22 protein-coding genes are annotated in these 24,619 nt (G+C 72.3%); 10 read left to right on the forward strand and 12 right to left on the reverse strand.

Going from position 1 to position 24,619, the window contains the following annotated elements; genetic code table 11:
- Window positions 1–29: 29 nt before the first annotated feature.
- A complete protein-coding gene (locus DLJ59_RS15385) occupies window positions 30–737 on the reverse strand; it encodes an adenosylcobinamide amidohydrolase (RefSeq protein WP_124773241.1) in 708 nt (235 codons plus the stop codon).
- 143 nt (window positions 738–880) lie between these two features.
- On the opposite strand from DLJ59_RS15385, the gene DLJ59_RS15390 reads away from it, so the two are divergent.
- The 9 genes from DLJ59_RS15390 (at window position 881) to DLJ59_RS15430 (ending at window position 12,121) form a co-directional block, all read left to right on the forward strand.
- On the forward strand, window positions 881–1,558 hold the full coding sequence (locus tag DLJ59_RS15390) for a Crp/Fnr family transcriptional regulator (protein WP_007073398.1): 678 nt from the start codon (window positions 881–883) through the stop codon (window positions 1,556–1,558).
- 111 nt (window positions 1,559–1,669) lie between these two features.
- Window positions 1,670–2,413, forward strand: a complete 744-nt coding sequence (locus tag DLJ59_RS15395) for a metallophosphoesterase family protein (RefSeq protein ID WP_124773243.1) — start codon at window positions 1,670–1,672, stop codon at window positions 2,411–2,413.
- 401 nt (window positions 2,414–2,814) lie between these two features.
- Window positions 2,815–3,420, forward strand: coding sequence for a TetR/AcrR family transcriptional regulator (locus tag DLJ59_RS15400; RefSeq protein WP_124773245.1), 606 nt, complete (start codon window positions 2,815–2,817; stop codon window positions 3,418–3,420).
- Between the two features lie 40 nt (window positions 3,421–3,460).
- On the forward strand, window positions 3,461–4,258 hold the full coding sequence (locus DLJ59_RS15405) for a TIGR03084 family metal-binding protein (RefSeq protein WP_124773247.1): 798 nt from the start codon (window positions 3,461–3,463) through the stop codon (window positions 4,256–4,258).
- Complete coding sequence (locus DLJ59_RS15410; RefSeq protein WP_124773249.1) at window positions 4,255–5,919, forward strand: acyclic terpene utilization AtuA family protein; 1,665 nt, start codon at window positions 4,255–4,257, stop codon at window positions 5,917–5,919. The genes DLJ59_RS15405 and DLJ59_RS15410 overlap by 4 nt, the downstream gene beginning before the upstream one ends.
- Entirely contained in the window at window positions 5,916–7,112 is a 1,197-nt protein-coding gene (locus DLJ59_RS15415) for an acyl-CoA dehydrogenase family protein (RefSeq protein ID WP_124773251.1), read from the forward strand. Before DLJ59_RS15410 ends, DLJ59_RS15415 begins: the two co-directional genes overlap by 4 nt.
- 114 nt (window positions 7,113–7,226) lie before the next feature.
- Window positions 7,227–8,828: an acyl-CoA carboxylase subunit beta gene (locus DLJ59_RS15420; RefSeq protein ID WP_124773252.1), complete on the forward strand. Its 1,602-nt coding sequence runs from the start codon at window positions 7,227–7,229 to the stop codon at window positions 8,826–8,828.
- Between the two features lie 69 nt (window positions 8,829–8,897).
- Window positions 8,898–10,934, forward strand: coding sequence for an ATP-binding protein (locus DLJ59_RS15425; protein ID WP_124773254.1), 2,037 nt, complete (start codon window positions 8,898–8,900; stop codon window positions 10,932–10,934).
- On the forward strand, window positions 10,931–12,121 hold the full coding sequence (locus DLJ59_RS15430; RefSeq protein WP_124773256.1) for an acyl-CoA dehydrogenase family protein: 1,191 nt from the start codon (window positions 10,931–10,933) through the stop codon (window positions 12,119–12,121). Before DLJ59_RS15425 ends, DLJ59_RS15430 begins: the two co-directional genes overlap by 4 nt.
- A 125-nt stretch (window positions 12,122–12,246) precedes the next feature.
- Here DLJ59_RS15430 and DLJ59_RS15435 read toward each other — a convergent pair whose 3' ends face one another.
- The 4 genes from DLJ59_RS15435 to DLJ59_RS15450 form a co-directional block, all read right to left on the reverse strand.
- Window positions 12,247–13,260: a hypothetical protein gene (locus tag DLJ59_RS15435; RefSeq protein ID WP_124773258.1), complete on the reverse strand. Its 1,014-nt coding sequence runs from the start codon at window positions 13,258–13,260 to the stop codon at window positions 12,247–12,249.
- Window positions 13,257–13,604 carry a PadR family transcriptional regulator gene (locus DLJ59_RS15440; protein ID WP_124773260.1) on the reverse strand — a complete coding sequence of 116 codons (348 nt, stop codon included), beginning with the start codon at window positions 13,602–13,604 and terminating at the stop codon, window positions 13,257–13,259. Before DLJ59_RS15440 ends, DLJ59_RS15435 begins: the two co-directional genes overlap by 4 nt.
- A 121-nt stretch (window positions 13,605–13,725) precedes the next feature.
- Complete coding sequence (locus DLJ59_RS15445; RefSeq protein ID WP_124773262.1) at window positions 13,726–14,940, reverse strand: hypothetical protein; 1,215 nt, start codon at window positions 14,938–14,940, stop codon at window positions 13,726–13,728.
- Complete coding sequence (locus tag DLJ59_RS15450; RefSeq protein ID WP_124773264.1) at window positions 14,937–15,878, reverse strand: transporter substrate-binding domain-containing protein; 942 nt, start codon at window positions 15,876–15,878, stop codon at window positions 14,937–14,939. The genes DLJ59_RS15445 and DLJ59_RS15450 overlap by 4 nt, the downstream gene beginning before the upstream one ends.
- Before the next feature lie 176 nt (window positions 15,879–16,054).
- Here DLJ59_RS15450 and DLJ59_RS15455 point away from each other — a divergent pair, with 176 nt between their 5' ends.
- Window positions 16,055–16,387, forward strand: a complete 333-nt coding sequence (locus DLJ59_RS15455) for a hypothetical protein (RefSeq protein ID WP_124773266.1) — start codon at window positions 16,055–16,057, stop codon at window positions 16,385–16,387.
- On the opposite strand, the gene DLJ59_RS15460 is transcribed toward DLJ59_RS15455, so the two are convergent.
- The 7 genes from DLJ59_RS15460 to DLJ59_RS15485 form a co-directional block, all read right to left on the reverse strand.
- Window positions 16,374–17,870, reverse strand: a complete 1,497-nt coding sequence (locus DLJ59_RS15460) for a serine/threonine-protein kinase (protein WP_124773268.1) — start codon at window positions 17,868–17,870, stop codon at window positions 16,374–16,376. The genes DLJ59_RS15455 and DLJ59_RS15460 overlap by 14 nt on opposite strands.
- Before the next feature lie 30 nt (window positions 17,871–17,900).
- Entirely contained in the window at window positions 17,901–18,404 is a 504-nt protein-coding gene (locus DLJ59_RS15465) for a hypothetical protein (protein WP_124773270.1), read from the reverse strand.
- Window positions 18,405–18,510: 106 nt separating this feature from the next.
- On the reverse strand, window positions 18,511–22,158 hold the full coding sequence (locus DLJ59_RS15470; protein ID WP_124773272.1) for an adenylate/guanylate cyclase domain-containing protein: 3,648 nt from the start codon (window positions 22,156–22,158) through the stop codon (window positions 18,511–18,513).
- The gene (locus DLJ59_RS15475) at window positions 22,155–22,991 is read right to left on the reverse strand and encodes an MBL fold metallo-hydrolase (protein ID WP_124773274.1); all 837 of its coding nucleotides are present in this window, start codon (window positions 22,989–22,991) and stop codon (window positions 22,155–22,157) included. Before DLJ59_RS15475 ends, DLJ59_RS15470 begins: the two co-directional genes overlap by 4 nt.
- 123 nt (window positions 22,992–23,114) lie before the next feature.
- Window positions 23,115–23,576 (reverse strand): RidA family protein, encoded by a 462-nt coding sequence (locus DLJ59_RS15480; RefSeq protein WP_124773276.1) that lies wholly within the window; start codon window positions 23,574–23,576, stop codon window positions 23,115–23,117.
- Window positions 23,573–23,728 carry a Sp36 family protein gene (sp36, locus tag DLJ59_RS36615; RefSeq protein ID WP_165435850.1) on the reverse strand — a complete coding sequence of 52 codons (156 nt, stop codon included), beginning with the start codon at window positions 23,726–23,728 and terminating at the stop codon, window positions 23,573–23,575. Before sp36 ends, DLJ59_RS15480 begins: the two co-directional genes overlap by 4 nt.
- 45 nt (window positions 23,729–23,773) lie before the next feature.
- Window positions 23,774–24,256, reverse strand: coding sequence for a hypothetical protein (locus tag DLJ59_RS15485; protein ID WP_124773278.1), 483 nt, complete (start codon window positions 24,254–24,256; stop codon window positions 23,774–23,776).
- Window positions 24,257–24,619 lie beyond the last annotated feature (363 nt).

Consider the following 24,619-nt stretch of genomic DNA (forward strand, 5'->3'; position numbering starts at 1 on the left):
GGGGGCGGGAGCGTACATCGCTCGCGACCCTACCGGTCGTTAAACCCGCCGACGATAGCCGATCGGTTGGACTTTGTGTCCCTGAGCTGCTCAGACCACGGCACGACCGGCCGGGCGCCACCGGCGAGGACTGCCGCGTGCACCGCTCGGGCGAGCGGGGCGCCCCAGGTGGAGCGCGGTCCGCCGTACGCGGCCTCCGGCCCCTGGACCGGGCAGAGCACGGTGACCGCGTCGGTGGGCGTGCCGGTCCCCGGCATCCCCAGCTCGCTGATCGCCTGGGTCTTCGCCTCGGTCGCGGTGGCCACCGCGTTGACCAGTGCCGAGTCGGCGAGCCGGGCCGGCACGTACACCACGATGTTGACAGTGCCGACGCGTTGGGCGAGCGCGGTCGGTGTCGGAGCGGCCGCGAGCACCGGCGTGCCGAGCCCGACCGTCGCCCAGGCCCGCACTCCGGTGTCGGTCCGCGCCACCACCTCTGTCACATCGACGCCGGTGAGCAGACCAACCCCGGGCCCGTCGAGGGCCTGCTCAGCGGCGAGCGAGGCCAGGTGCGCCGCGGGGTCATCCCGGTCGTACGACATCGGCACAGTCGCGTTCAGCACCCACCGCCGGACCCCGATGCCACCGCCCAGCGGGCCACTGCTGACCGCCCGCAGCGGCACGTCCGCGCGCCAGACGAGCAACGGGACGTTGCGCCTGTCCTCGAAGCGGCTGGTCAGAATCGGCTCGCTTAGCACGTCGGGCAGGTTACGCCCACCGATCAAGATTCCAGGGGCGACCTCTGATTCATGCTCACGTGCGCCTAGACTTGGCGGCGCGCGAGGGGATCAGCGGACGGCGGCCCCGGCCGACGGACGGCACGCGCAACCGGAGGTGCGCAATGGACGAGGTACTGGCCCGCAGCGGGATCTTCCAGGGTGTTGACCCGGAAGCTGCCGAGGCGCTTGCCAAGGAGATGGAGACGATCGAGGTCCGCAAGGGCGAGGTCGTCTTCAATGAGGGCGAGCCCGGTGACAGCCTCTACATCCTGCTGTCCGGGAAGATCAAGGTTGGTCGCCGCGCTGCGGACGGCCGGCAGAACCTGATCGCGGTGATGGGGCCGTCGGACATGGTCGGTGAGCTGTCGCTCTTCGACCCGGGTCCGCGTACGGCGACCGCCACCGCGGTGACCGACACCCGGCTGGTGCGGCTGCGTAAGCAGGCGCTGCGGCCGTGGCTGAACAACCGTCCGGAGATCGCCGAGCAGTTGCTCCGGGTGCTGGCCCGGCGGCTGCGCCGGACCAACGACTCACTCGCCGACCTGATCTTCACGGACGTGCCGGGCCGGGTCGCCAAGAACCTGCTCCAGATGGCGGGTCGCTTCGGCACCCGCGATGGCGGCGTTCTGCGGGTGACCCACGACCTCACCCAGGAGGAGATCGCCCAGCTCGTCGGCGCCTCCCGGGAGACCGTCAACAAGGCGCTGGCCGACTTCGCCTCGCGCGGTTGGCTGCGGTTGGACGGCAAGAGCATCATCATTCTGGACCCGGAGCGCCTGGCCCGTCGCGCCCGCGTCTGAGTAGCACAGCACGTCCCCGCCTGCCGTCGTCGGCCGCAGGCGGGGACGTTTGCCATCTGCCTGGCGCAGAATCGCTGGCCTCGGGGCGGTGTCGGCGGTGACGGTGGGGCCATGGTGAACCGTGTTGCGGTGCTCTCCGACATCCATGGTGTGCTGCCGGCGCTGGAGGCCGTACTGGCTGAGCCGGACGTCGCCGCCGCCGATCTGATCGTGCTCACCGGTGACATCGCCGCGGGCCCGCAACCGGTCGAGGTGCTGGACGTGCTCGCCGAACTGGGCGACCGGGTGTGCTGGGTCGGTGGCAACGCCGATCGCGAGCTGGTCGAGGCTCGGGCCGGGCATCCCGCGTCGATCGAGGTGTCGAACTGGGCCGCCGGGCAACTGCGTGACGACCAGGTGGCCCGGCTCGGCGCGCTGCCGACGACGGTGACGTTGGAGATCGACGGCCTCGGGCCGACGCTGTTCTGCCACGCGACGCCCCGCGACGACGAGGAGGTCGTGCTCGTCGACTCCCGGTTGGCCCGCTGGGCGGAGGTGTTCGACGGTCTTCCCGCCGAGGTTTCCACGGTGGTCTGCGGCCACACGCACATGCCCTTCACCCGGCTGGTCGACCGGCGACTGGTGGTCAACCCGGGCAGCATCGGCATGCCGTACGGGGGTGCGGGCGCGTGGTGGGCGCTGCTCGGGCCGGGCGTCCAACTGCGCCGCACCACCTTCGACGTGGACACCGCCTGCGCCCGGGTGGCAGCGGAGTCGGCCTTCCCCGACGCAGCCGCCTGGGCCGACGAGTACCTGCGCTCTCAACACAGCGACGCCGACGCGCTGACCGTCTTCGGCCCCCGCGACGGCCGCTGAGCCGGCAGCGCCGGCGGCCACTGAGGCAGCGCCGGCGGCCACTGAGGCAGCACTCGGGTACGGGTCCCGGCCCTTTGGAGCTGAATCGTTTGCGGCATCAGCCGTCGGTATCAACGGCCAAGGGCAACGGGTGGGGTCGACGGGCAAGGGCAACGGGTGAAGGCACCGGCAACGGGTGAGGCCGACGGGTGATTCGTTTGTGACATCAGCTCCATAGCGAGGCCACCGCACCCATGCCGCATCCTCGCCAGCGCCACCGCCACGCCGTCACCACCCGCCGCCCATCCCCCACACCGCTGTCTCTTTGCGAGGCCGAGCCCTTCCGGCGCGCGCCCCGAGCGACACGGCTTCAGAAAAAGTCAGTCTTGACTGTTTGTTTCTGAGGCGGCAGGCTGTGCCGCATGTCCGCCACATCGACGCGTGTCCCCCAGCAGGAACGCAGCCGCGCCACCCAGGCCCGTCTGCTGGAGGCGACCGTCGACTGCCTGATCGAGCACGGCTGGTCCGGCACCACGACCACCGTCGTCGCGGCGCGGGCCGGTGTTTCCCGTGGCGCTCAGCTGCACCACTACCCGACGAAGGCAGCGCTGGTGACGGCCGCCGTGGCCCACCTGGCCGACCGCCGGGCCGACGAGTTGCGCACCGAGGCCGAGGCGCTGCCGGCGGGTCCACAACGGTTGGACCGGGTCGTCGACCTGCTCGCCGTGGCGTTCACCGGTCCGCTGTTCGTGGCCGCGCTGGAGCTCTGGGTCGCCGCCCGCACCGATCCGGAGCTCCGGGACGCTCTGGTGCCGTTGGAGGCGACGGTCGGGCGGGAGATGCACCGGCTCACCGTCGCCCTGCTCGGCGTCGACGAGCGTCGACCCGGCGTCCGCGAAGCGGTGCAGGCCACCCTCGACCTGCTCCGCGGGCTCGGCGTGGCCAACCTGCTCAGCGACGACTCCGCCCGCCGGGCCGCCCTGCTGACCACCTGGAAGCGCCAGCTCGCCACCCTGCTCACCCCCTGACCGCCGGCCGCACCGGCCACCACCGACCGGAGGCAGCACCATGGTCGACCTCAGCGACCTGCTCACCGACCTGGCCGACGAGTCCGCCCAGCTGGACGCCCTGGTGGCACCTCTGCCCGCAGCCGACTGGGCGAGACCGACCCCCGCGCCGGGCTGGAGCATCGGGCATCAGATCGCCCACCTCGCCTGGACCGACCACGTCGCGCTGTTGGCCGCCACCGACGCGGAGGCGTTCTACGCGACCGTGACCGCCGCGCCGGACGTGACGCGGATGGTCGACGCGGGCGCCGAAGAGTTCCTCGCCCCGCCGGCCGAGCTGCTCGCCCGCTGGCGGGCCGGCCGAACCGCGCTCGCCGACGCGCTGGCCGCCCTTCCGGCCGACAACAAGCTGCCCTGGTACGGCACCCGAATGTCGGCCACCTCGATGGCCACCGCCCGGATCATGGAGACCTGGGCGCACGGCGGGGACGTCGCCGACGCCCTCGACGTGGTCCGCCCCGACAGCGACCGACTTCGGCACGTGGCGCACCTGGGCGTGCGTACCCTCGGGCACGGCTTCGCCGCGCACGGCCGGGAGGCACCGACGGCGCCGGTCCGGGTCGAGCTGATCGGGCCCGGCGGCGACACGTGGAGCTGGGGTCCGGCGGACGCCGCCGACCGCGTCACCGGCCCGGCCCGGGACTTCTGCCAGCTGATAACCCAACGCCGGCACCGTGCGGACCTCGCCCTGGTCGCCAGCGGACCGGTCGCCGACGAGTGGCTCGACGTGGCACAGGCCTTCGCCGGGCCGCCGGGGGACGGCCGGAAGCCGGCCGGCGGGAACGGGGTACGGGCATGATCCGCATCGGCAACGCCTCCGGCTTCTACGGCGACCGGTTCACCGCCTGGCGGGAGATGCTCGACGGCGGTGAGCTGGATGTGTTGACCGGCGACTACCTGGCCGAGTTGACCATGCTGATCCTCGCCCGAGACCGCCTGCGCGACCCCGACCTGGGGTACGCGAAGACGTTCCTGCGGCAACTGGAGACCTGCCTCGGCACCGCCCTCGACCGCGGCGTGCGGATCGTGACCAACGCCGGCGGGTTGAACCCGGCCGGCCTGGCCGCCGCCATCGAGAAGCTCGCCAACCGGCTCGGCCTGCCGGCGCAGGTCGGCTACGTCGAGGGCGACACGATCCAGCGGGCGGACGCGTTGAGCGCGAACGCCTACCTCGGCGCGTTCGGGATCGCCGCCTGCCTCGACGCCGGCGCGGACGTGGTGGTCACCGGCCGGGTCACCGACGCGTCGCTGGTGGTCGGCCCGGCCATCGCCCGGTACGGGTGGGGCCGCGACGACCTCGACGAGTTGGCCGGGGCCACCGTCGCGGGGCACCTCGTCGAGTGCGGCGCACAGGTCACCGGCGGCAACTTCAGCTTCTTCACCGAGCTGCCTGACGGCGGTCGTCGGCCCGGATTCCCGATCGTCGAGGTGCACTCCGACGGCTCATCGGTGGTCACCAAACATCCGGGCACCGGTGGTGCGGTCACCGTGGAGACCGTCACCGCCCAGTTGCTCTACGAGATCGGCGGGCCGGCGTACCTGGGGCCGGACGTGGTCACCCGACTGGACACGGTGACGCTGCACCCCGACGGGCCGGACCGGGTCCGGGTCGCAGGCGTTCGGGGCACGCCGCCACCGCCCACGCTCAAGGTGGGCGTCAACAACCTCGGCGGCTTCCGCAACTCGATGACGTTCGTCCTCTGCGGTCTACAGATCGAGGCGAAGGCGGCCCTGGTGCGGGGGCAGATCGAGGAGGCGGTGGGCAAGGACGGGCTGGAGTTCACGCTGGCTCGAACCGACCACCCGGACGCCGCCGACACCGAGGCGGCCAGCGCCCTGCTGCACGTACACCTGCGCGACGGCGACAAGGCGCGGGCCGGGCGGGCCTTCTCGGCCGCCGCGGTGGAGTTGGCGCTGGCCTCGTACCCGGGCTGCACGCTGACCACCCTGCCGGGCGACGCGACACCGTACGGCGTCTTCACCGCCGACACCGTGCCGCAGGACGCGGTACGGCACGTCGCGGTGCTGCCCGGCGGCGAGCGGGTGCCGATCGCCCCGCCGATCCGCACCGCACCCACAACTGAGGACGTGACCGCCCCGGGCGGCGACGCGGCGGCCGAGGGCCCCACCCGGCGTGGGGCGCTCGGCGAGGTGGTCGGCGCGCGCTCCGGGGACAAGGGCGGGGACGCCAACCTCGGTGTCTGGGCGCGTTCCGACAGCGGGTACGCGTGGCTGCGGACCTGGTTGACGGTCGGGCGGCTGGCCGAGCTGCTGCCGGAGACCGCGCCGCTGGCCGTTCGGCGCTACGAGTTGCCGAACCTGCGCGCTGTCAACTTCGTGATCGAGGGCCTGCTCGGCGCGGGGGTGGCCGCGTCCACCCGGTTCGACCCGCAGGCCAAGGCGCTCGGCGAGCTGCTGCGCGCCCGGATCGTCGACCTCCCGGCAGGAGTGGTGCGGTGAGCATCGTGGACACCCCGGAGCGCCGGCAACTGCGCGAGCTGACCCGGGCGTTCGTGACCCGGGAGGTGCTGCCGTACCTGGACGACTGGGAGCGGGCCGGCGAGGTGCCCCGGGCGTTGCACGCTACCGCCGCGAAGCTCGGCCTACTCGGCGTCGGTTTCCCGGAGTCGGTCGGCGGCAGCGGCGGTGACCTGCTCGACTCGATCATCGTGACCGAGGAGCTGATCCGTTCCGGCGGCTCGTCCGGGCTGGTGGCGGCCCTGTTCACGCACGGTATCGCGTTGCCGCACATGGTCGCGGCGGCCGGTGCCCGCACCGGTGGTTCGCTGGGCGGTCGGCTCGGCGGCGTCTCGGCACCGGCCGACGACAGCCTGATCGAGCGGTACGTCCGGCCCACCCTGTCCGGCACGATGATCGGCGCGCTGGCCATCACCGAACCGGACGGCGGTTCGGACGTGGCCGGCATCCGCACGACCGCCCGCCGCGACGGCGACCACTACGTGGTGAACGGGTCGAAGACGTACATCACCAGTGGGCACCGGGCCGACTTCGTGACCACAGCGGTGTGTACCGACTTTCCCGGCAGCGGTGAACTCACCCTGCTGATCATCGACAAGGGGTCGCCCGGGTTCACAGTGGGACGCCGGCTGGAGAAGCTGGGCTGGCACTGCTCCGACACCGCCGAGCTGTCCTTCGCGGACGTGCGGGTGCCGGTCGCCAACCGGGTCGGCGCGGAAAACACCGGCTTCCTGGCGATCATGCAGCACTTCGCGGCGGAACGGCTGTCGCTGGCGACCCAGGCGTACGCGACAGCGCAGCGCTGCGTCGAGTTGGCGGTGCGCTGGTGCCGGGACCGGGAGACCTTCGGGCGTCCGCTGGCCAGCCGGCAGCTGATCCGGCACCGCTTGGCCGAGATGCACACCCGCGCCGAGGCGGCCCGGTCGTACGTGCACGCCGTCGCGGCTCGGGTCGCTGCCGGCGAGCCGGTGGTGACCGAGGTGGCGATGGCGAAGAACGTGGCGGTGGCGGCCTGCGACCACGTCGTCGACCAGGCGTTGCAGCTGCACGGCGGCTTCGGCTACCTGCGCGACGCCGAGGTGGAGCGGCACTACCGCGACGCGCGGATCCTGGGCATCGGCGGCGGCACCACCGAGATCATGAACGAGATCATCGCGAAGGGTATGGGCCTGTGAGCGCGAGGAGTGAGCCGGGTTTGCGAGCCCCGCAGTCGCGAACAAAGGAGGCACTGTGAGCGCGAGGAGTGAGCCGGGTTTGCGAGCCCCGCAGTCGCGAACGAAGGAGGCACTGTGAGCATCCTGGACAGCGCGGTCGACCCGTCCGCGCCCTCGTACCTGGCGAACCGGGCGGCGTTGCTGGAGCGGCTGGCCGAGTTGGACACCGCGCTGGACCAGGCGCGGGCTGGTGGCGGCGAGAAGTACGTGACCCGGCACCACTCCCGCGGCAAACTGCTCCCCCGGGAGCGGATCGAGCTGCTGGTGGACGCCGACAGTCCCTTCCTGGAGTTGTCGCCGGTCGCCGCGTACGGTTCGGACTTCCCGGTCGGGGCCAGCGTGGTCACCGGTATCGGGGTGGTCGAGGGTGTGGAGTGCCTGATCGTCGCGAACGACCCGACGGTTCGCGGTGGCGCGGTCAACCCATGGTCGCTGGCGAAGACCCGGCGGGCCGGCGAGATCGCCCTGGCCAACCGGTTGCCCATGGTCAACCTGGTGGAGTCGGCCGGGGCGGACCTGCCCACCCAGGCGGAGATCTTCATCCCCGGTGGTCGGGTGTTCCGTGACCTCACCCGGCTCTCGGCGGCGGGCATCCCCACGGTCAGCGTGGTCTTCGGCAACGCCACGGCCGGTGGCGCGTACGTGCCGGGGATGTCCGATCACGTGATCATGATTCGGGACCGGTCGCAGGTCTACCTGGCCGGTCCGCCGCTGGTGAAGATGGCGACCGGCGAGGTCACCGACGACGAGTCGCTGGGTGGCGCGGCGATGCACGCCGGCACGTCCGGGCTCGCCGACTATCTGGCCGAGGACGAGCGGGACGGTATTCGGCTGGCTCGGCAGTGCGTCCGCCGGCTGAACTGGCGTAAGCAGGGCCCGTCGCCGCGTACGACGGCGCCGCAGCCGCCGAAGTACGACCCGGAGGAGCTGCTCGGCATCACCAGCGCCGATCTGAAGGTGCCGTTCGACCCTCGGGAGGTGCTGGCCCGGATCCTCGATGGCAGCGACTTCGACGAGTTCAAACCGGCGTACGGGGACGCTCTGGTCACCGGTTGGGGCGAGCTGCACGGCTACCCGGTGGGGGTGCTGGCCAACGCCCGAGGGGTGCTGTTCAGCGCGGAGGCGCAGAAGGCGGCCCAGTTCATCCAGCTCGCGAACGCCTCGGACACCCCGTTGATCTTCTTGCAGAACACCACCGGCTACATGGTCGGCACCGAGTACGAGCAGCGCGGCATCATCAAGCACGGCGCCCTGATGATCAACGCGGTGTCGAACTCGACGGTGCCGCATCTGACGGTGAACCTGGGTGCCTCGTACGGGGCCGGCAACTACGGCATGTGCGGCCGGGCGTACGAGCCGAGGTTCCTGTTCACCTGGCCGAATGCGAAGTCGGCGGTGATGGGCCCCGCGCAGCTGGCGGGGGTGCTGTCCATCGTGGCCCGGCAGGCGGCTGCGGCTCGGGGGCGCGATTACGACGAGGAGTCCGACGCGGCGATGCGGATGATGGTGGAGCAGCAGATCGAGTCGCAGTCCGGCGCGCTCTTCCTCTCCGGCCGGCTCTATGACGACGGGGTGATCGACCCTCGGGACACCCGGACCGTCCTCGGGCTCTGCCTCTCGGCGATCCACAACGGGCCGGTGAAGGGCGCCGACGGCTTCGGCGTCTTCCGGATGTAGGCCGTGAGCGCGAGGAACGCAACGAGGCGGAGTTCCGCAGTCGCGAACGAAAGGCAGGCTCAGGGGACCATGATCAACCGACTGCTCGTGGCCAACCGGGGCGAGATCGCCCGTCGGGTTTTCGCCGCCTGCCGAGCGATGGGCGTGCAGACCGTCGCCGTCCACTCGGACGCGGACGCCGACGCGCCGTTCGTGGCCGAGGCCGACCAGGCGGTTCGTCTGCCCGGTGCCACGCCGGCCGAGACGTACCTGCGGGTCGACCTCATCCTGGACGCGGCCCGGCGCACCGGCGCGGACGCCGTCCACCCCGGCTACGGGTTTCTCGCCGAGAACGCCGAGTTCGCGGCGGCGGTGACCGACGCCGGCCTGACCTGGGTCGGGCCGCCGGCGAAGGTGATCGCCGCGATGGGCGACAAGTTGGCGGCGAAGGCACTGCTCGCCGAGGCGGGCGTGCCGATGCTGCCGAGCTGGACCGACACCGGCGAGGTCGCGGACTTCCCGGTGCTGGTGAAGGCGGCCGCGGGCGGTGGCGGCCGGGGGATGCGGATCGTCCGGGCCGCCGACGAACTGGCCGAGGCGGTCGCCTCCGCGCGCCGCGAGGCGGCTGCCGCGTTCGGCGACGGCACGGTCTTCATCGAGCGGTACGTCGAGCGCGGCCGGCACGTCGAGGTGCAGATTTTCGGTGACGCCCACGGTCGGGTGGTGGCTCTCGGTGACCGGGAGTGCTCGATCCAGCGGCGACACCAGAAGATCGTCGAGGAGGCGCCGGCGGTCGTTCCCGAGCGGGTGCGGACGGCGTTGCACGAGGCGGCGGTGGCCGCCGGGCGCGCGGTGGACTACCTGGGCGCGGGCACCGTGGAGTTCCTGCTCGCCCCCGGTGGTGAGTTCTTCTTCCTGGAGATGAACACCCGGCTCCAGGTGGAGCACCCGGTCACCGAGTTGTGCACCGGTCTGGACCTGGTGGGGTTGCAACTGCTCGTCGCCGAGGGGGAGCCGCTGCCGGCGGCCCTGCCGGCGAGCACCGGGCACGCGATCGAGGTACGCCTCTGCGCCGAGGACGCGGCGGCAGGTTGGCGGCCGGCCACCGGGACGCTGCACCGGTTCAGCGTTGCCGGGGTGACGACCGAGTTCGGTGGGCTGGCCGGGCCGGGTCTGCGGGTCGACTCGGGTGTGGTGGCCGGCTCGGTGGTCGGGGTGCACTACGACTCGATGCTCGCGAAGCTGATCGCCTGGGGTCGTACCCGGGCGGAGGCGGCCCGGCTGCTGGCGAGCGCGCTGGCCCGGGCCGAGCTGCACGGGGTGACCACCAACCGGGACCTGCTGGTCCGGGTGCTGCGGAGCCCCGCGTTCGCCGCCGTGGAGATCGACACGGGTTTCCTGGACCGGCACCCGGAGGTCTTCGCCCCGCTTCTTCCCGCCGACCAGCGTCCGCTCACCGCCCTCGCCGCCGCGCTGGCGGGCGCCGCGCACCGCCGGGCGACCGCGCCGGTGCTCTCCGGGCTCCCCTCCGGGTGGCGCAACGTGCCCGCCGTCCCTCAGGTCACCAGCTTCGTCGGGTCGGACGGCGACGAGATCGAGATCCGCTACCGCCTGGACCGCACCGGACGGCTCGCCGACTGGTCCAGCACCCCGCCGGCCGAGGATGCCGCCGAGCGGCAGGACGTGCCCACCGTGGCGCTGGTGGAGGCCACCCCGGACCGGGTGGTGCTCGACGTCGACGGGGTTCGCCGCGCGTACCGCGTACACCGGGTGGGGTCGGCGGTCTTCGTGGACGGCCCGGACGGGGCGGCGAGCCTGGCCGAGCTGCCGCGCCTCCCGCTGCCCGCGACGGAAGTGGCCGCCGGTTCGCTGCTCGCGCCGCTGCCCGGCGCGGTGACCCGGGTGCATGTCCGGGTCGGTCAGCGGGTCACCGCCGGCGAAGCACTGCTCACGTTGGAAGCGATGAAGCTGGAACATCCCGTGCTCGCCCCCGTCGACGGTGTGGTCGCCGAGTTGCCGGTGCCGTCCGGCGGTCAGGTGCAGGCGGGCGCTGTGCTGGCCGTCATCGACGGCTCACCCGCACCCGCCGAGCTGGAGCCGTCGAATTCCGAGGAGGACCCCCGATGACCTTCGACCTGACCCCCGAGCAGGACCAGCTGCGCGACGCCGTGCGGGCCCTGGGCCGCCGCTACGGCCACGGCTACTTCGTCGAGAAGGCGAAGGCCGGTGAGCACACCACCGAGTTGTGGGCCGAAGCGGGACGGCTCGGCTACCTGGGCGTCAACATCCCCACCGAGTACGGCGGCGGGGGCGGCGGCATCACCGAGCTGGCGATCGTCTGCGAGGAACTGGCGGCCGCCGGCTGCCCGCTGCTGCTGTTGGTGGTCTCCCCGGCCATCGCGGCGACAGTGCTCGCCCGGCACGGCACCGAGGAGCAGCGCAAGCGGCACCTGCCGGGCCTCGCCGACGGCTCCCAGAAGATCGTCTTCGCGATCACCGAACCGGAGGCCGGTTCGAACTTCCACCGGCTCGGCACGGTGGCCCGCCGCGACGGCGACGGCTGGCTGCTCAACGGCCGCAAGTGCTACATCTCCGGGGTCGACGAGGCCGGTCACGTGCTGGTGGTGGCGCGTGTCGCCGTCGATGACAGCCCAGCCGGTTCAGCGGATGCGTCTCCGCAGAGGCTGAAGCCGGCGTTGTTCCTGGTGCCGACCGATGCGGCCGGGTTGACCCGGTCCAAGCTGGACATGGAGATCGTGTCTCCGGAGAACCAGTTCCTGCTCTACCTGGACGACGTCCGGGTGCCCGCCGACGCGCTGCTCGGTGAGTCGCTGGACGCCGGGCTGCCGGCACTCTTCGCCGGGCTCAACCCGGAGCGGATCACGGTGGCCGCGATGGGTGCCGGCACCGGCCGGTACGCCATTGAGCGGGCCAGCGAGTACACCGCCACCCGCAAGGTCTGGGGTGGCCGGAGCATCGGGTCCCACCAGGGGGTGTCGCATCCCCTGGCACACGCGGCGGTGCAGGTGGAGCTGGCCCGCCTCATGATCCAGAAGGCGGCCACCCTGTACGACGCCGGCCGTGACCTGGAGGCCGGGGTGTCCGGCAACATGGCCAAGTACGCGGCCGGGGAGGCCGCCGCGCTCGCCGTGGACACCGCCGTCCAGGTGCTCGGCGGGGCCGGCATGACCACCGAGTACGGGGTGGCGACCCTGCTCGGCGCGGTCCGGGCCGGCCGGATCGCTCCGGTCAGCCGCGAGATGATCCTCAACTTCGTGGCCCAACACGTCCTCGGCCAGGACAAGTCGTACTGATGCGCGCCGTCCTGCCTGCCTGCCGGCGAGATCGACTCGGTTTTCTTGATTCCGGGGGGTCCGAGGGCCAGCGACGCCCCGACCTTCTGAAAACCGAGTCGATCTCCCTGTAGCGGCGGTGCGGCTCACGCTATCCGGCTGCCCGACCGCTCCCGGTGGTGCAGGATCGCCACGGCCACCGCGAAGAACAGTGCGGGCGCCAGCACCAGCACCAACCACTGCGCCGGGGTGAGCGCGGCGAGGACACCGTCGTGGGTGGAACGTTCCAGGAACGTCCCCGTACTGCCGAGCCCCACCCGGGTGAGCAGCAGCGTGGCAGCCACCGGAACCACAAGCGCGAGCAGGCGCCGCCGTAACACCGCCGGCGTCGACAGGATGGCAAGGGCGAAGAGCAGGTATCCCGCCGTCAGCAGGATCGCCTCGATCCGGCCGACACCGGCGGTGAAGATCCACGTGCCGTAGATGGGGGCCGTCGCGTTATCAGCACCCGTCACCAAGGCGACACTCGGAGCAGCGACGCTGACCAGCGTCGCTGCCACCAGTGTGCCAAGCCGCCAGCGCGCGAGGGCCGCCCCGGCGGAACGGGGAGCGCGGACCACCAGCGCCAGCGGGATCATCGCGGCGAGCACGGCGGGCCACAGATGGAACACAGTCGAATATTGTCCGTAGTCCGCAGCGACCCGAACCACCTCGAACGTCGCTCCGCAAACGGCGACCGCGGCTGCCGCCCGGGCCCAGCCGACCACGGCCAACACCGCCACGATGAGCCACAGCACGGCCACCGGGCCACCCGGCCAGAGGACGACCGGCTCCCCGATCCCGCCGGGGTAGCTCTGCGCGAGCATGGCAAGGTGCAGCACCGGTACGCGGGCAGCGCGCACGAACAACGTCAGCGCGGCGATCAGAGCGAGCGCCTGCGCCGCCTCCCGCCACGGGTCGGCCGAGAACCGAGCACCGGCCTGGCGGACATGTGCCCGGAGCGCCCCGCCGAGCAGGGCGAGCACGTCTCGTGCCGCAGGCCTGCGCTGGTCGGGGGCCGCGTCGTCCAGCAACACGCCGATCATCTCGTCCTCGTACTGCCGGCGGTAGGCGCGGGGATAACAGGCCATCAGCCGTCGATAGACGTGGTCCAACGTCACGCCGCACCGCCGTCGAAGATGAGACCGGCACGACGCAGTCGCACGCTCGCCGCGTCGGCGTTGCTGCGCAGACGCGCCGACTCCTCGGCCAGGCGACGGGCCCCCGGGGCGGTGAGCCGGTAGTACCGGCGCAACCTGGATTGCACCTGCTCCTCGCGCTCGATGTCGACGAGGCCATCGGTCCGCAGCCGGTCGAGGGCCGCGTAGAGGGTGCCGGCGCGCAGGTCGACGCGCCCGTCGGAGATTCGGCGGACCTCGTCGAGGAGCGCGTATCCGTGCCGCGGGGCCTCGACGAGCGCGGTAAGTATCAGATAGGTGGATTCATGCATGGAAGCGTTCGCCATTGCCGCAGCATATACCGTTCGACTGTATATACAACACAGCTTCTTCCGAAGGGCTGACCGGACCACCACGCAGACGGCCAATCGCCGGGCACGGTAGGCCCGCTGACCGGGCAGGAGGGTCTCAGACCGGGGTACGGCAGGCGGCGTCGATGCGGTGGACCGGGCGGACCCGACGACCCATGCCCTCCAACAGTGAATCCTCGACGTGGAAGTCGTGAATGCGCAGTTGGTGTCGGGGCAGCTCCTCCTCGCTCGGGCAGAGCACCTGGGCGCGGACCAGATCGACCGGGACGTAGCGGACCCCGCCCCGTTCCTGAAGGATCACCATGTTGACGTCGTCGGTGGTGACCACGTGCCCGCGTACGTCCTCGGTGGGCCCACTCTCCGGGCCCACAGTGGTGACGGTCAGCGGCAACACCGGTGTGCTGATCACCGGCACCGCCGCCCAGACCAGGGTGGCGAGCACCGCCACCTCGGTCACCGACGCCAGCGGTCGGATCACCATGCCCGGCAGCGGCCCCGCGATGAACAGGGCCAGCAGCGGAGGCACCACGATGAGCGCCAGCGCCAGCGACTCATCACCCTGCTGCACCGCCTGGCGCAGGGTGGGCAGCATCAACCACCCGTACCCGGCGAACAGCGCGCCGATCAGCAGCAGCCGGGGCACGACCCGCTCGTGCAGCCGCCCGGGACGCAACTGGAACGCGGCCGCGAACGCCGGCAACAGCAGCGGAAGATAGAGCAGCGGCCAGGTGATCAGGGCGAGCAGGAAGCTCGCCAGCACCACCCAGGCCGGCGTGATGTCGGCCCAGCGGGCGAAGAGCGGGCGGCGACGAGTGCCCGGCGGAAGTCGGTCGGCGCTGACGGCCAGCACCGCGCCGAGCGCGAACACGGCGACCAGGCCGGTGGAGAGCAACCGGGCCGCCGTGGTCAGGAAGCCGGCGAGCAGGTTGACCGGCCCGACGTTGGCCACCAGCAGCAGCGTGGTCTGGAGTTCGCCGCCGGCCTCCACGCCGAGGCGCAGCACCGAGAAGATCGCGGGTACGCCCACCGCGGCAGTCCAGAACGACTGGCTGGCACGGGCGCGTCGCTCCGCCGGATCCCAGCGGACCCGCCCCGGCTCGGCCTCGGCGACGACCGGCTCGGCCGATTCGGCGATTGGCACCGCCGCCGGCCAGGCAACCTCGCCTTCCGCGCCGGCCGTCCGAGGGTCGACGGCCGGTGACGTCGCGGCCGTACCGTCGAGTTTCGGCGACTCGGCAGAGCCGCCGGGCACGGCGGTGCGGGGCGGCGGCACCGGCCCGTCGCCGCCGGTGGCGGTCGGCGCCGCGCTCACTTCGCGGGCGCCTTGTCGTCGAAGTCGACCAGCTTCGGCACCTCCAGCGGCTGCGGCTGGCGCTTCTCGGCCTTCAGCCACGGCCCGAGGGTCCGGTTGTACGCGGTCTGCCAGGGGCTGGCATCCCCGTCGCGGCCCTGCTCGTAGCTCTTCTGCAGGAAGAACGCGACCAGGTCGCGCAGCGCGGGATCACCGATCGGCACGCCGATGCCCAGCAACTCGCTGGTGCCGAACGGCATGTCGACGATCTCGAACTCCTTCGGGAAGCTGGCCAGGAAACCGGCGAGGATCGACTCGTCGGAGCTGACCGCGTCGTACCGACCCTTCCGGATGCCATCGACGCAGTCGCCGACGTCCTTGACCACGAACGTCTTGACCTGATGCTTCTCCAACTCGGCCTCGGTGGTGGAGCCGCCGCTGGTGCAGACCTTGTAGACCGGGTCGCGCAGATCCTCAATGGTGCGGATCCTGTCTTTGAGTCGGACCGGAACCATCACCTCCTGGGTGGTGACGAAGTACGGCCCGGCGAAGCTGACCAACTTCTTACGGTCCTCCGTCATGGAGAAGCTGGACACCACGAGGTCGACGGTGCCGCCCTGGAGCGACGGGATGCGGTCCTCGGTGGCGACCGACACGAACTCCAGCCGCTGCTCCCCCTCGTAGCCGAGGGAGGCAGCGACGTACCGGGCGATCTCGACGTCGAACCCGACGTGCTGGCCGTTTCGCAACTCGCCCATGAGCGGCTCGTTCGTGGCGACACCGATCCGCAGCTTCGACTGGCCGTAGACGTGCGTCTCGCGCATCTTCTCCTGCACGGATTGCAGCTCCGGTTTCTCCCGGCTGTCGCAGCCGGCCGCGGCGGCGAGCACGAGAGTGAGCGCGACCGCCAGCGTCGACGCGACCGAACGGAGCCGGGGTTGCGAACTGCCTGAGCTCATTGGCGACCTCGCTGCCGGAAGAGCCTGCGGGACACCGAGAGTAGCTGTTCTTGTCCAATCCGTGCAGGTGCCGCAGGCCATGTCGGCCGGTCGTTCGGATCGACGCCGATCGGCGCGGTGGCCGGCTCTGCGGTTGACAGCCGGCCTCGTCACGACATGCTGGACAGGTGAGCCGATTGTCCAGACCCGATGCGCGCACGGTGGCGGTGCTCGCGGCGCTGGGAGCCCTTGCGCCGCTGGTCATGCTGGTCGTGTGGCGCCGCCAGGATTTCCTCGGCGTCGTTCTCGCGCTGCTCTGCGTGCTAATGACCATGCTCGCCGGGGTCGCCGTCTCCGCCGCTCGTCAGGTCGACGACCCGGAGCCGGTGGACCGGTCGGCAGCCGTCGGGCCGCCCGAGCTGATGCCGTACGGGATCGACGCGGACACCCTCGACGCCCTGGACAGTCGGGACGCGTTGCGTGCGGTGCGTGACCGCCGACGCGGGTCGAACGGGCTCAGCGGCCGGTGAGTGTGGGCGCGGTGAGCGCGTCCACGCCCCGCCCCGCCAGACACCGGTAGCTCCGGTCGATGCTGCCGTCGACCGGCGGTAGCACCTCCAGGTGCCAGCCGGTCGCCTCGGCGATCCCGGTGGTCAACCGGAACGTGGTGAGGCTGCACACCTGCCGCACCGGTTCGGCGGCGGCCACCTCGTCGTAGTCGGCGCCGACCAATGACACCGGCAGGATGCCCTCGGCGTACGTCTCCCAGGTGTGTCGGCCGGCGCAGGACAGTCGAGCCGCCTCGGCACGGTTGCCCCGGATCCGCATCGGGCCGAAGCATTCCAGCTCGGTCATGCACCGGGCACCCTCGGGCAGGGCGGTGGGCGCACCGGTGCCGGTCGCGCAGCCGGGCAGCGGCCCGGTCGCCGGTGCGGCGATCTGGGTGGCGGACGGGTACGGGGCGGGTGGTGGCGCCCGGTCCGCGATCCAGGCCCCGGCGGTCGCGGAGGCGGCCAGCGCGAGCACCCCGACGCCGCCGAAGAGCCAGCGCCGCCAACGCCGACCGGTGGGGAGAGTCGGCTGAGTGTCCTCGATGGGCGGGCGGGGCACCGGCTGGCTGGCCGCGTACGGGCCGGAGAGCGTCGCGCCACCGCTGACCGGTGCGCCGCTGACCGGTGTCGTCGGCGAGCCGAGTGGCAGGCTGGTGAGCAGGTCGTGCAACTCCAGGGCGGAGGGGCGCTCGGCCGGGTCGTTAGCCATGCCGACGCGCAGCACGTCGATCAGTTCGTCCGGCACCCCGGGCAGGGCGGGGAGCGGCTGGTTGAACATCTCCAGCACGGTGACCAGGCTGGGGTTGCGCTCGGACTGCCAGCGTGGCGGTCGGCCGTGCATCACCGCGTAGAGGGTGGCGCAGAGCGCGTACACGTCGACGGCCGGCGATGGCGGGCTGTGGCTGAACATCTCTGGCGGCGCGTACGCCGGGGTGAGCACCTCCAGGGTGACCGAGGCGTCCCGGTGCTCGGCGAGGACGGCGAGCCCGAAGTCGGCGAGCACCGCCGAGTTGAAGTGCGAGTAGAGGATGTTGGCCGGTTTCACGTCGCGGTGCAGCACCCCGGCGGCGTGCGAGTGGGCCAACGCGTCCGCGATCTTGATGCCCAGGTCGCGGGCCTCCACCGGGCCCAGCGGCGAGGTGCGCATCCGTTCGGCGTACGAGCCGTCGCAGAGCTCCATGATCAGGTAGGGGTGCTGATCGACGGTGACCCCCACGTCGAAGAGGTCCACCACGTGCGGATGGGACGACATTCGGCCAGCGGCCCGCGCCTCGCGCAGGAAGCGGGCCTGATCCCGCTCGCTGTCCAGCGTCCGGTTCTCCACCTTGACGGCGACCTCGCGACCCACGGAGATCTGGGTGGCTTGGTAGACAGTCGCGTACCCGCCCCGGGCAAAGACCCGCAAATCAGTCAGGCCGGGCACGATCGGCACTGGCAGGCCGCCGGTCGGGGTGTCGGTCACCGCTCGAAAATACCCAACCCGACCGATGGCTCAGCGCACCGCGTCCGCCGGAGCCGCACCGGTGGGACCGGTACCCTCCTCGGCGACCACAGCAGTCCCGGCACCCTCGGACGATCCGACCCCGCCGGCCGGGATGCCCCGACGGGCATCCAGACGCAGACCGATCGCGGTGGCCACGGCTCCCAGCCCCTCCCACGCCGCCACCCCGAAGAACCGGTCGGGCGCGATGTCGGCCAGCACCGCGATGGTGAACACGGTGAACGTGACCAGTCGGAAAACCACTGTGAAGCGGTAGAACACCCGCCACTCGGTCACCGTGGCGAGCAGGTAGTAGACGCCCATGTTGAAGGCCGCCATCGACGACGCCAGCAGGAACGTCCCGGTGTGATCACCGACGGTCCGCGTCGCCGGCACCTCGAACCCGAGCATGCGCAGCTGCGCCTCCGGCCAGAGCAGCCCGACCGCGCCCATCACCAGCGCCAGCACGCCGAAGACCGCGATCGTCCAGCCCGCGATGGATCGCGGCAGCTTCATGAAGGGCCTCCCCAGGCACGGCGACGGTCACCACTGTGGACCCGTACGCGGTGGTGACACGCTAGCCGTTCACCCCGTACACCACATCCCCAGAACCGGCAGAACCTCAGACCAGGGCGCTCAGGCGGCTACGCAGGGCGTCGGCTGCGGCACGCTCGCTGCGCTGCTCGGTCGCGTACGCCACGCGGACCGCCTCTTCCGCAGAGGACAGCGCCTCCGCCGGACGTCCGCAGGCGGCCAACGCCTCGGCCAGCACACTTGCCGCGATCACCTGGCTGCGCACGTCCTCGGCCGGTGCGCCGACCGCTCGACGGGCCCAGTCCAACGCCTGCTCCCGCTGACCGTGCGCGAGCAACGCCGCAGCGTACTGGGCCATCGTCTGGCGGCGGGAGAAGAGCAGCGAGGGTGCGTTGGCCGCGGCCGTGGCCACCGGAGCGAGCAGCCCGACCGCGGTCGCCGAATCGCCGACGGCGAGCCGGGCCGTCGCCAGCAACACCCGGGGCGCCACCTGCGCCGGAGCCTGCGGGTTGTGCGGCTCCACGGCGGTCAGCACCGCACGGGCCGCCTGCTCGGCCGTCTCGCAGTCGCCCATGTCCAACGCGACGAAGCCGCGCAGTGTCCCGGCCATCCCGGTGAGCAGCGGATGCGAGGTGCGCTCCGCGTACGCGAGGGCGTCGGTGAGCAGGTCCGCAGCGTGTTCCGGCTCGCCCAACCCGCGCGCCACCACCGCCCGCACCACCAGGGCGAAACCGCGCCCCCAGTCGTCGGAGGCGGCAGCGAACTCCCGGTACGCGCGCCGGGCCTCCCGGTCCGCCTCGGCCAGGTCACCCAGCTCGGCGGTGGCGAACGCCGCCACCGCGCGCAACGTGCCCACTGCCCACGCCTCACCGACCCGCTCGCCGAACGGCAGGAACACCTGCGCCATCCGACACGCCTCGCGCAGTCGGCCGGCGAGCAGTCGGGCGAACGCCGTGGTGCCGCGCAGCCAGGCCCGCCCGTACGGATCCTTCAGCTCGGCGAAGAGCCGGGCGGCCCGGCCGAGCACCGCGTCGGTGCCGGCGAAGTCACCCCGGGTGGTGGTCACCCAGGCCAGGTTCTGCAGGGACCACGCCTGCCCGCGCCGATCCTGGACACCGAGGCTGACCTGGTACGCGGCCGCCAACCGGCTACTCGCCTGACTCAGCCGCCCAGCCACGAAGTCGGCCATGCCGAGCCGGCGCATGGCCGTGGCGCGCTGGGTGGGCAGCTGAGCCTCCGTGGCCACCTGCAACGCCTCCTGCCAGGCGGTCACCGCCCGACCCTGGTCGCCGAGGGTCTCCTGGGCCTGCCCCGCCAGCAGCAGGGCGCTGACCCGGGTGGCCTCGTCGCCCGCGTTCGCGGCGATCTTCTCGGCGTACGCCAACGCGTCGGACACGCGGCCGACCTGGAGCAACGCACGGGCGTGCACCACCTGGTCGACTGCCGGCACCCCGTCGCGGGCGAGTTCGGTGGCGCGCTCGGCGTACTCGACGGCCATCGCCGGCTCACCGGCGGACAGCGACCGGCGGGCGGCCCGGCCGAGCGCGGCGACGCCGAGCGGAACCACCGCCCGGGCCGGCGCGTCCGGACGCAGCTTCACCGCGTCGGCGAGCCTGGCGGCCCGCTCGACGTGCGTCGCCACGAAGTCGTCCCGGGCCTCGTCGGTGAACCCGCCCACCGTGCTGGCCGTGGCCCCGTCCGCCGGCGCCGCCCAACGGGCCAGCGCGGCGTGCCGCTCGGCCAGCTCGGCCTTGCTCACCCCGGCGTACGCGGCCTCCCGCATGAGCGGTGTCGCGAACGAGTAGCCGGCACGCGAGCGGTGCAGCATCCGGCGTTGCAGCAACTCCTCGACCGCCCGGTCGAGCTCGACGGCGACCACTGCCGACGGCCGGCCGTCGCGCCCGGCCCGCTGCTCGCGCATCGCCTCCAGCGCGCCGGTCGGCACCGTGTCACCGGTGACCGCCGCGTCGCGCAGCACCGACCGGGCGTCCGGCGGCAGGGCGTCGATGCGGGCCGCCAGCACCGCCGCGAGGTCCCGGGAGAGCAACCGGCTGCCCAGCGAACCCGGCACCAACCGCCAGCCGGCCGACCCGCTCTGCTCCCGCTCGCCGGAACCGGACCGCTCCACCCCGACAGCGCGGACTGACGCGGCGCCGCGCACCGATTCGGTGGTGAGCGCACCCCGCTCGATCAGCAGTGTGACCAGCTCAGCCAGGTAGAACGGGTTGCCCTGCGCGGTGGCGAGCAACCGGTCGGCGTCGGCCTGCGGCAGCTTGCCGCCGCCGAGGTAACTCGTGAGCAGCCGGGCCGCGTCGGCACCGCGCAGCGGCGGCAGCGAGTGCACCTCGGCGTCCGCGACCCGGGTCAGCGCGCCGGCGGTACGCACCAACTCGGGGCGGCCGAGAAGCAGCACCAGCACCGGGCCGGTGAGCCTGGACAGGGTCAACCCGAGGGCGCTGATCGTCTCGGTGGTGGCATCGTGCAGGTCGTCCACCACGATCACCAGGGGTGCCTCCGACGCGAGCCCGCTGAGCAGGTCGGCGACCGCGTTCGGCACCACCTCGGCGTCCGCGGCCGGAGTGCCCGCTCCGCCCCACTCGCCGCTGTCGGTGCCACCGTGCGCCGGGAGTTCGGCATAGCCGAGCAGGGCGAGCAGGTGCTCGGTGGCGATCGGCGCGGTCTCCGAACCAGAGCGGGCGAGTCGCTGCCCGAGCCGACGCAGCCGCTCCTCCACCGCCGGGCGGGTCAGCGCGGTCGACGCGTCGCTGGGCAGGCCGACGGCGGCCCGCACCAGATCGGCCAGGGGCGCGAGCCGTCGCCGCTCACCGAACGCGGCACAGCGCACCGAGAGCACCCGGGCCCCGGTGTGCGCCGCGTACCGGCCGGCACCGACGTCGTACCCGGCGGCGAGGCGCTCCACCTCGGCCGCGAACCGGGACTTGCCGATACCCGCCTCGGCGGTCATCAGCAGCACCCGTGGGTCGCCCTGGTCGATCACCTCGGCGAGCCGGCCGGCGACCCGGCCGATCTCGGTCTCCCGGCCGACGTACGGCGCCTCGTCGCCCAACCCCGAGCGGGTGCCCGGCGCGTCCAGCAGACCCAGCAGCTCGTACGCCTCGACCGGCTCCCGTTTGCCCTTGAGCCGCAGCGGGCGCAGCGCCCGCCAGGAGGAGACGTGCCTGGTGGCGGCGGCGGTGCGTCCACCGGCGTAGACGGCCCCGACCGCGGCGGCGTCGGCGAGCCGGGCGGCCGTGTTCACCGTGTCACCGATGACCGTGTACTCGATGGCAGCCTGGATGCCCGCGATGACGTCGCCGGTGTTCAGCCCGACCCGCAGGCCGAGTGGCGCGCCGCCGCCCCGCTCGTCGTCGAGCACCCGGCGGACGGCCCGCTGCATGGACAGGGCGGCCCGGACAGCGCGTTCGGCGTCGTCCTCGTGCGCCACCGGGGCGCCGAAGACCGCCATGATGCCGTCACCGGTCAGCTTGTCGACGTGGCCGCCGAACGTCTTCACCGCGCCGGCGAGGGCGGCGAGCACCCGGTCGGTGACCGCGCCGACGCGTTCCGGGTCGAGGTCCTCCGACCAGGAGGTGAATTCGGAGAGGTCACCGAAGAGCACGGTGACCACCCTGCGCTCGGCCGCCGGCAACGTGGCGGCGGCCGGCAGCGCGGCACCGCAGTTGTGGCAGAACCGGGCACCGGGAACGGCAACGGTTCCACACACGGGGCAGGTCACATGTGCTCCAACCCACTGACCCCGGGCGGGGATTCCCCGGTGTCGACGCCCAGATACTCCAGCTGGGCACGGACCGACCAAACGGCCGCCCACCAGAGTGAGCGGTCCACGTCCGCGTAGACCGTCGCCACCACCTCGGCGGGGGTGTGGGCACCGCCGGCGACCGCCACCCGGACCTGGTCGAGCCGGGCCCGACGGTGGGCGAGGTAGAAATCGGCGGCGGCGGCGCAGTCGGCCAGCGCCGGGCCGTGTCCGGGCAGCGCCGGGATCCCCCGGTACGCGGACAGCAGCTCCAGGCTGGTCAGGTAGTCACCGAGGTGCCCGTCCGGGTGGGCGACAACGGTGGTGCCCCGGCCGAGGATGGTGTCACCGGTGAGCACCACCCGCTCGTCGCCGTGCTCGACCAGGAAGCAGACCGAGTCGGCGGTGTGCCCTGGCGTGTCCAGCAGACGGATCGCCAGGCCGAAGCCGTTGAGGTGCTCGCCCGCCTCGGTCAGCGACTCACCGCCGATGGTGTGCGCCGGGTCGACGGCGAGGACGGGCGCCCCGCCGAGCAGCTCGCTCAGTCGGGCGGCGCCCTCGGTGTGGTCGGGATGGCCGTGGGTGATCAGGATCAGCCCGATCGGGCCGTGCTCGACGATCCGGGTCAGGTGCCCCTCATCCGCCGGCCCCGGGTCGATCACTATGGCGTACTCGGCCGCTGGGGCGCGCAACACCCAGGTGTTGGTGCCGTCGAGGGTCATCGGCCCCGGGTTGGGCGCGCGCAGCAGTGAAACCCAGCGGGGTAACTCGTCGGCAAGCGCCGCCACCGCCCCCGTCACGTGCCCGCTCATGGCTGCGATCGTACGACCCCGCCCGCCACACCCCACGATCTTGCACCTGCCACCCCTGATTCATCCCTGTTCAGGGCTTTCGTCCGAGCCGACAGTGCAAGATCGCAGGGCGATGGGAACGCGTCAGGCGACCTCGACGATCAGTTCGACTTCCACCGGGGCGTCCAGGGGCAGTTCGGCCACGCCTACCGCGCTGCGCGCGTGCCGGCCGGCCTCCCCGAAGACGGTGCCCAACAGGTCGGAAGCACCGTTGATCACGGCGGGCTGACCGGTGAAGCCGGGCGCGGAGGCCACAAACCCGGTCACCTTCACCACCTTGACCACGTTTTCCAGGCCAACCAGCGAGTCGACCGCGGCCAGCGCGTTGAGCGCGCACCGCTGGGCCAGATCCTTCGCCTGCTCGGCGGAGATCCCGGCGCCAACCTTGCCGGTCCCGAGCAGCTTGCCCTCGGCCATCGGCAACTGGCCGGAAACGTACACGTGCTGCCCGGACTGCACTGCCGGGACGTAGCTGGCCACCGGCGGCACGACGTCGGGCAGTTCGAGACCGAGCTCGGCGAGCTTCGCGTGCGGACCGTTGCTCACTGCTTGGGCCGCTTCAGGTAGGCGACCAGCTGGTCCGGATTCGGGCCGGGGACCACGGCGACGAGTTCCCACCCGTCCTCGCCCCAGTTGTCGAGGATCTGCTTGGTCGCGTGGACCAGCAGCGGGACCGTGGAGTATTCCCACTTCTGCATCGCTGAAGGGCTCCCTCTCGGTACGGAATTTGTTCGAGGGACAGCCTACGGTCCGCTGGCCGGACGAGGTACGGGACGCTGCTCCGACGCGACCGGCAGTTCCCCGCAGCGCCCTTCGTGCTCGTACCCCTGGGGGCAGCGGGACCGGTCGGGCAGCAGCAGGTCACAGAAGACCCGGTGCCGGTTGTTCTGATCGTCGGCGTTGGACACGGTGGTCTCGCCGGCGTCCAGCTCGGGCAGGAACCCCAGGGACACCGCGACGCGACCGGCCAGCACGGTCGCCGCCGCCAGGTTCGGCACCCGGATCGGCAGGTGGATGACGAAGCCCGGCTCGTCGTCGTCGCGGGTCCGCTCGGCGGGCTGGTTCGGCACCCGGGCGGTCTCCGCCTGCTCCGGCATCCGGCGGTACGACCGTTCGTTGATCGGCTGGTTGGTGACCTGCCCGCCGGCCTCGACCACGGACCCGGGCCGGCGGGGCCGGTCGTTCGTCGGGAAGTGGGTGCGAGGAATGTTGTCCGCGTCGCGCATGCACTGCCTCCGGTCGTACCTCTCGGACGATGCTTCCGGCCCGGACCCGTTCGTCCGTTCCGGCCCCCGCACCGGGACGAAGGTAGGTCTGCGGCCGCAGTCCCGCCAACAGGACGCGCACAAGAGGTCATCAACAGTCACATATGCGACACACCGCAGGTCGGGGGCCCGACACCGGAACCGAGGCGGGTACCGCTCACCGGATCGCCGGACCGCCCGGCCGGCGGGGGCGACACCGACCGGCTCATCGACCGCTACCCTTCCGGTCGGACGGTCGCGCAGCGCCCGGCCGCCCGCTCGATCACGCTCGGCGCCAGGGGTGGCGACGGGCGCCGCACCCCTGGGGGAAAGACATGACCCACC

The organism is Micromonospora inaquosa (assembly GCF_003857055.1).
Taxonomy (GTDB): domain Bacteria; phylum Actinomycetota; class Actinomycetes; order Mycobacteriales; family Micromonosporaceae; genus Micromonospora; species Micromonospora inaquosa.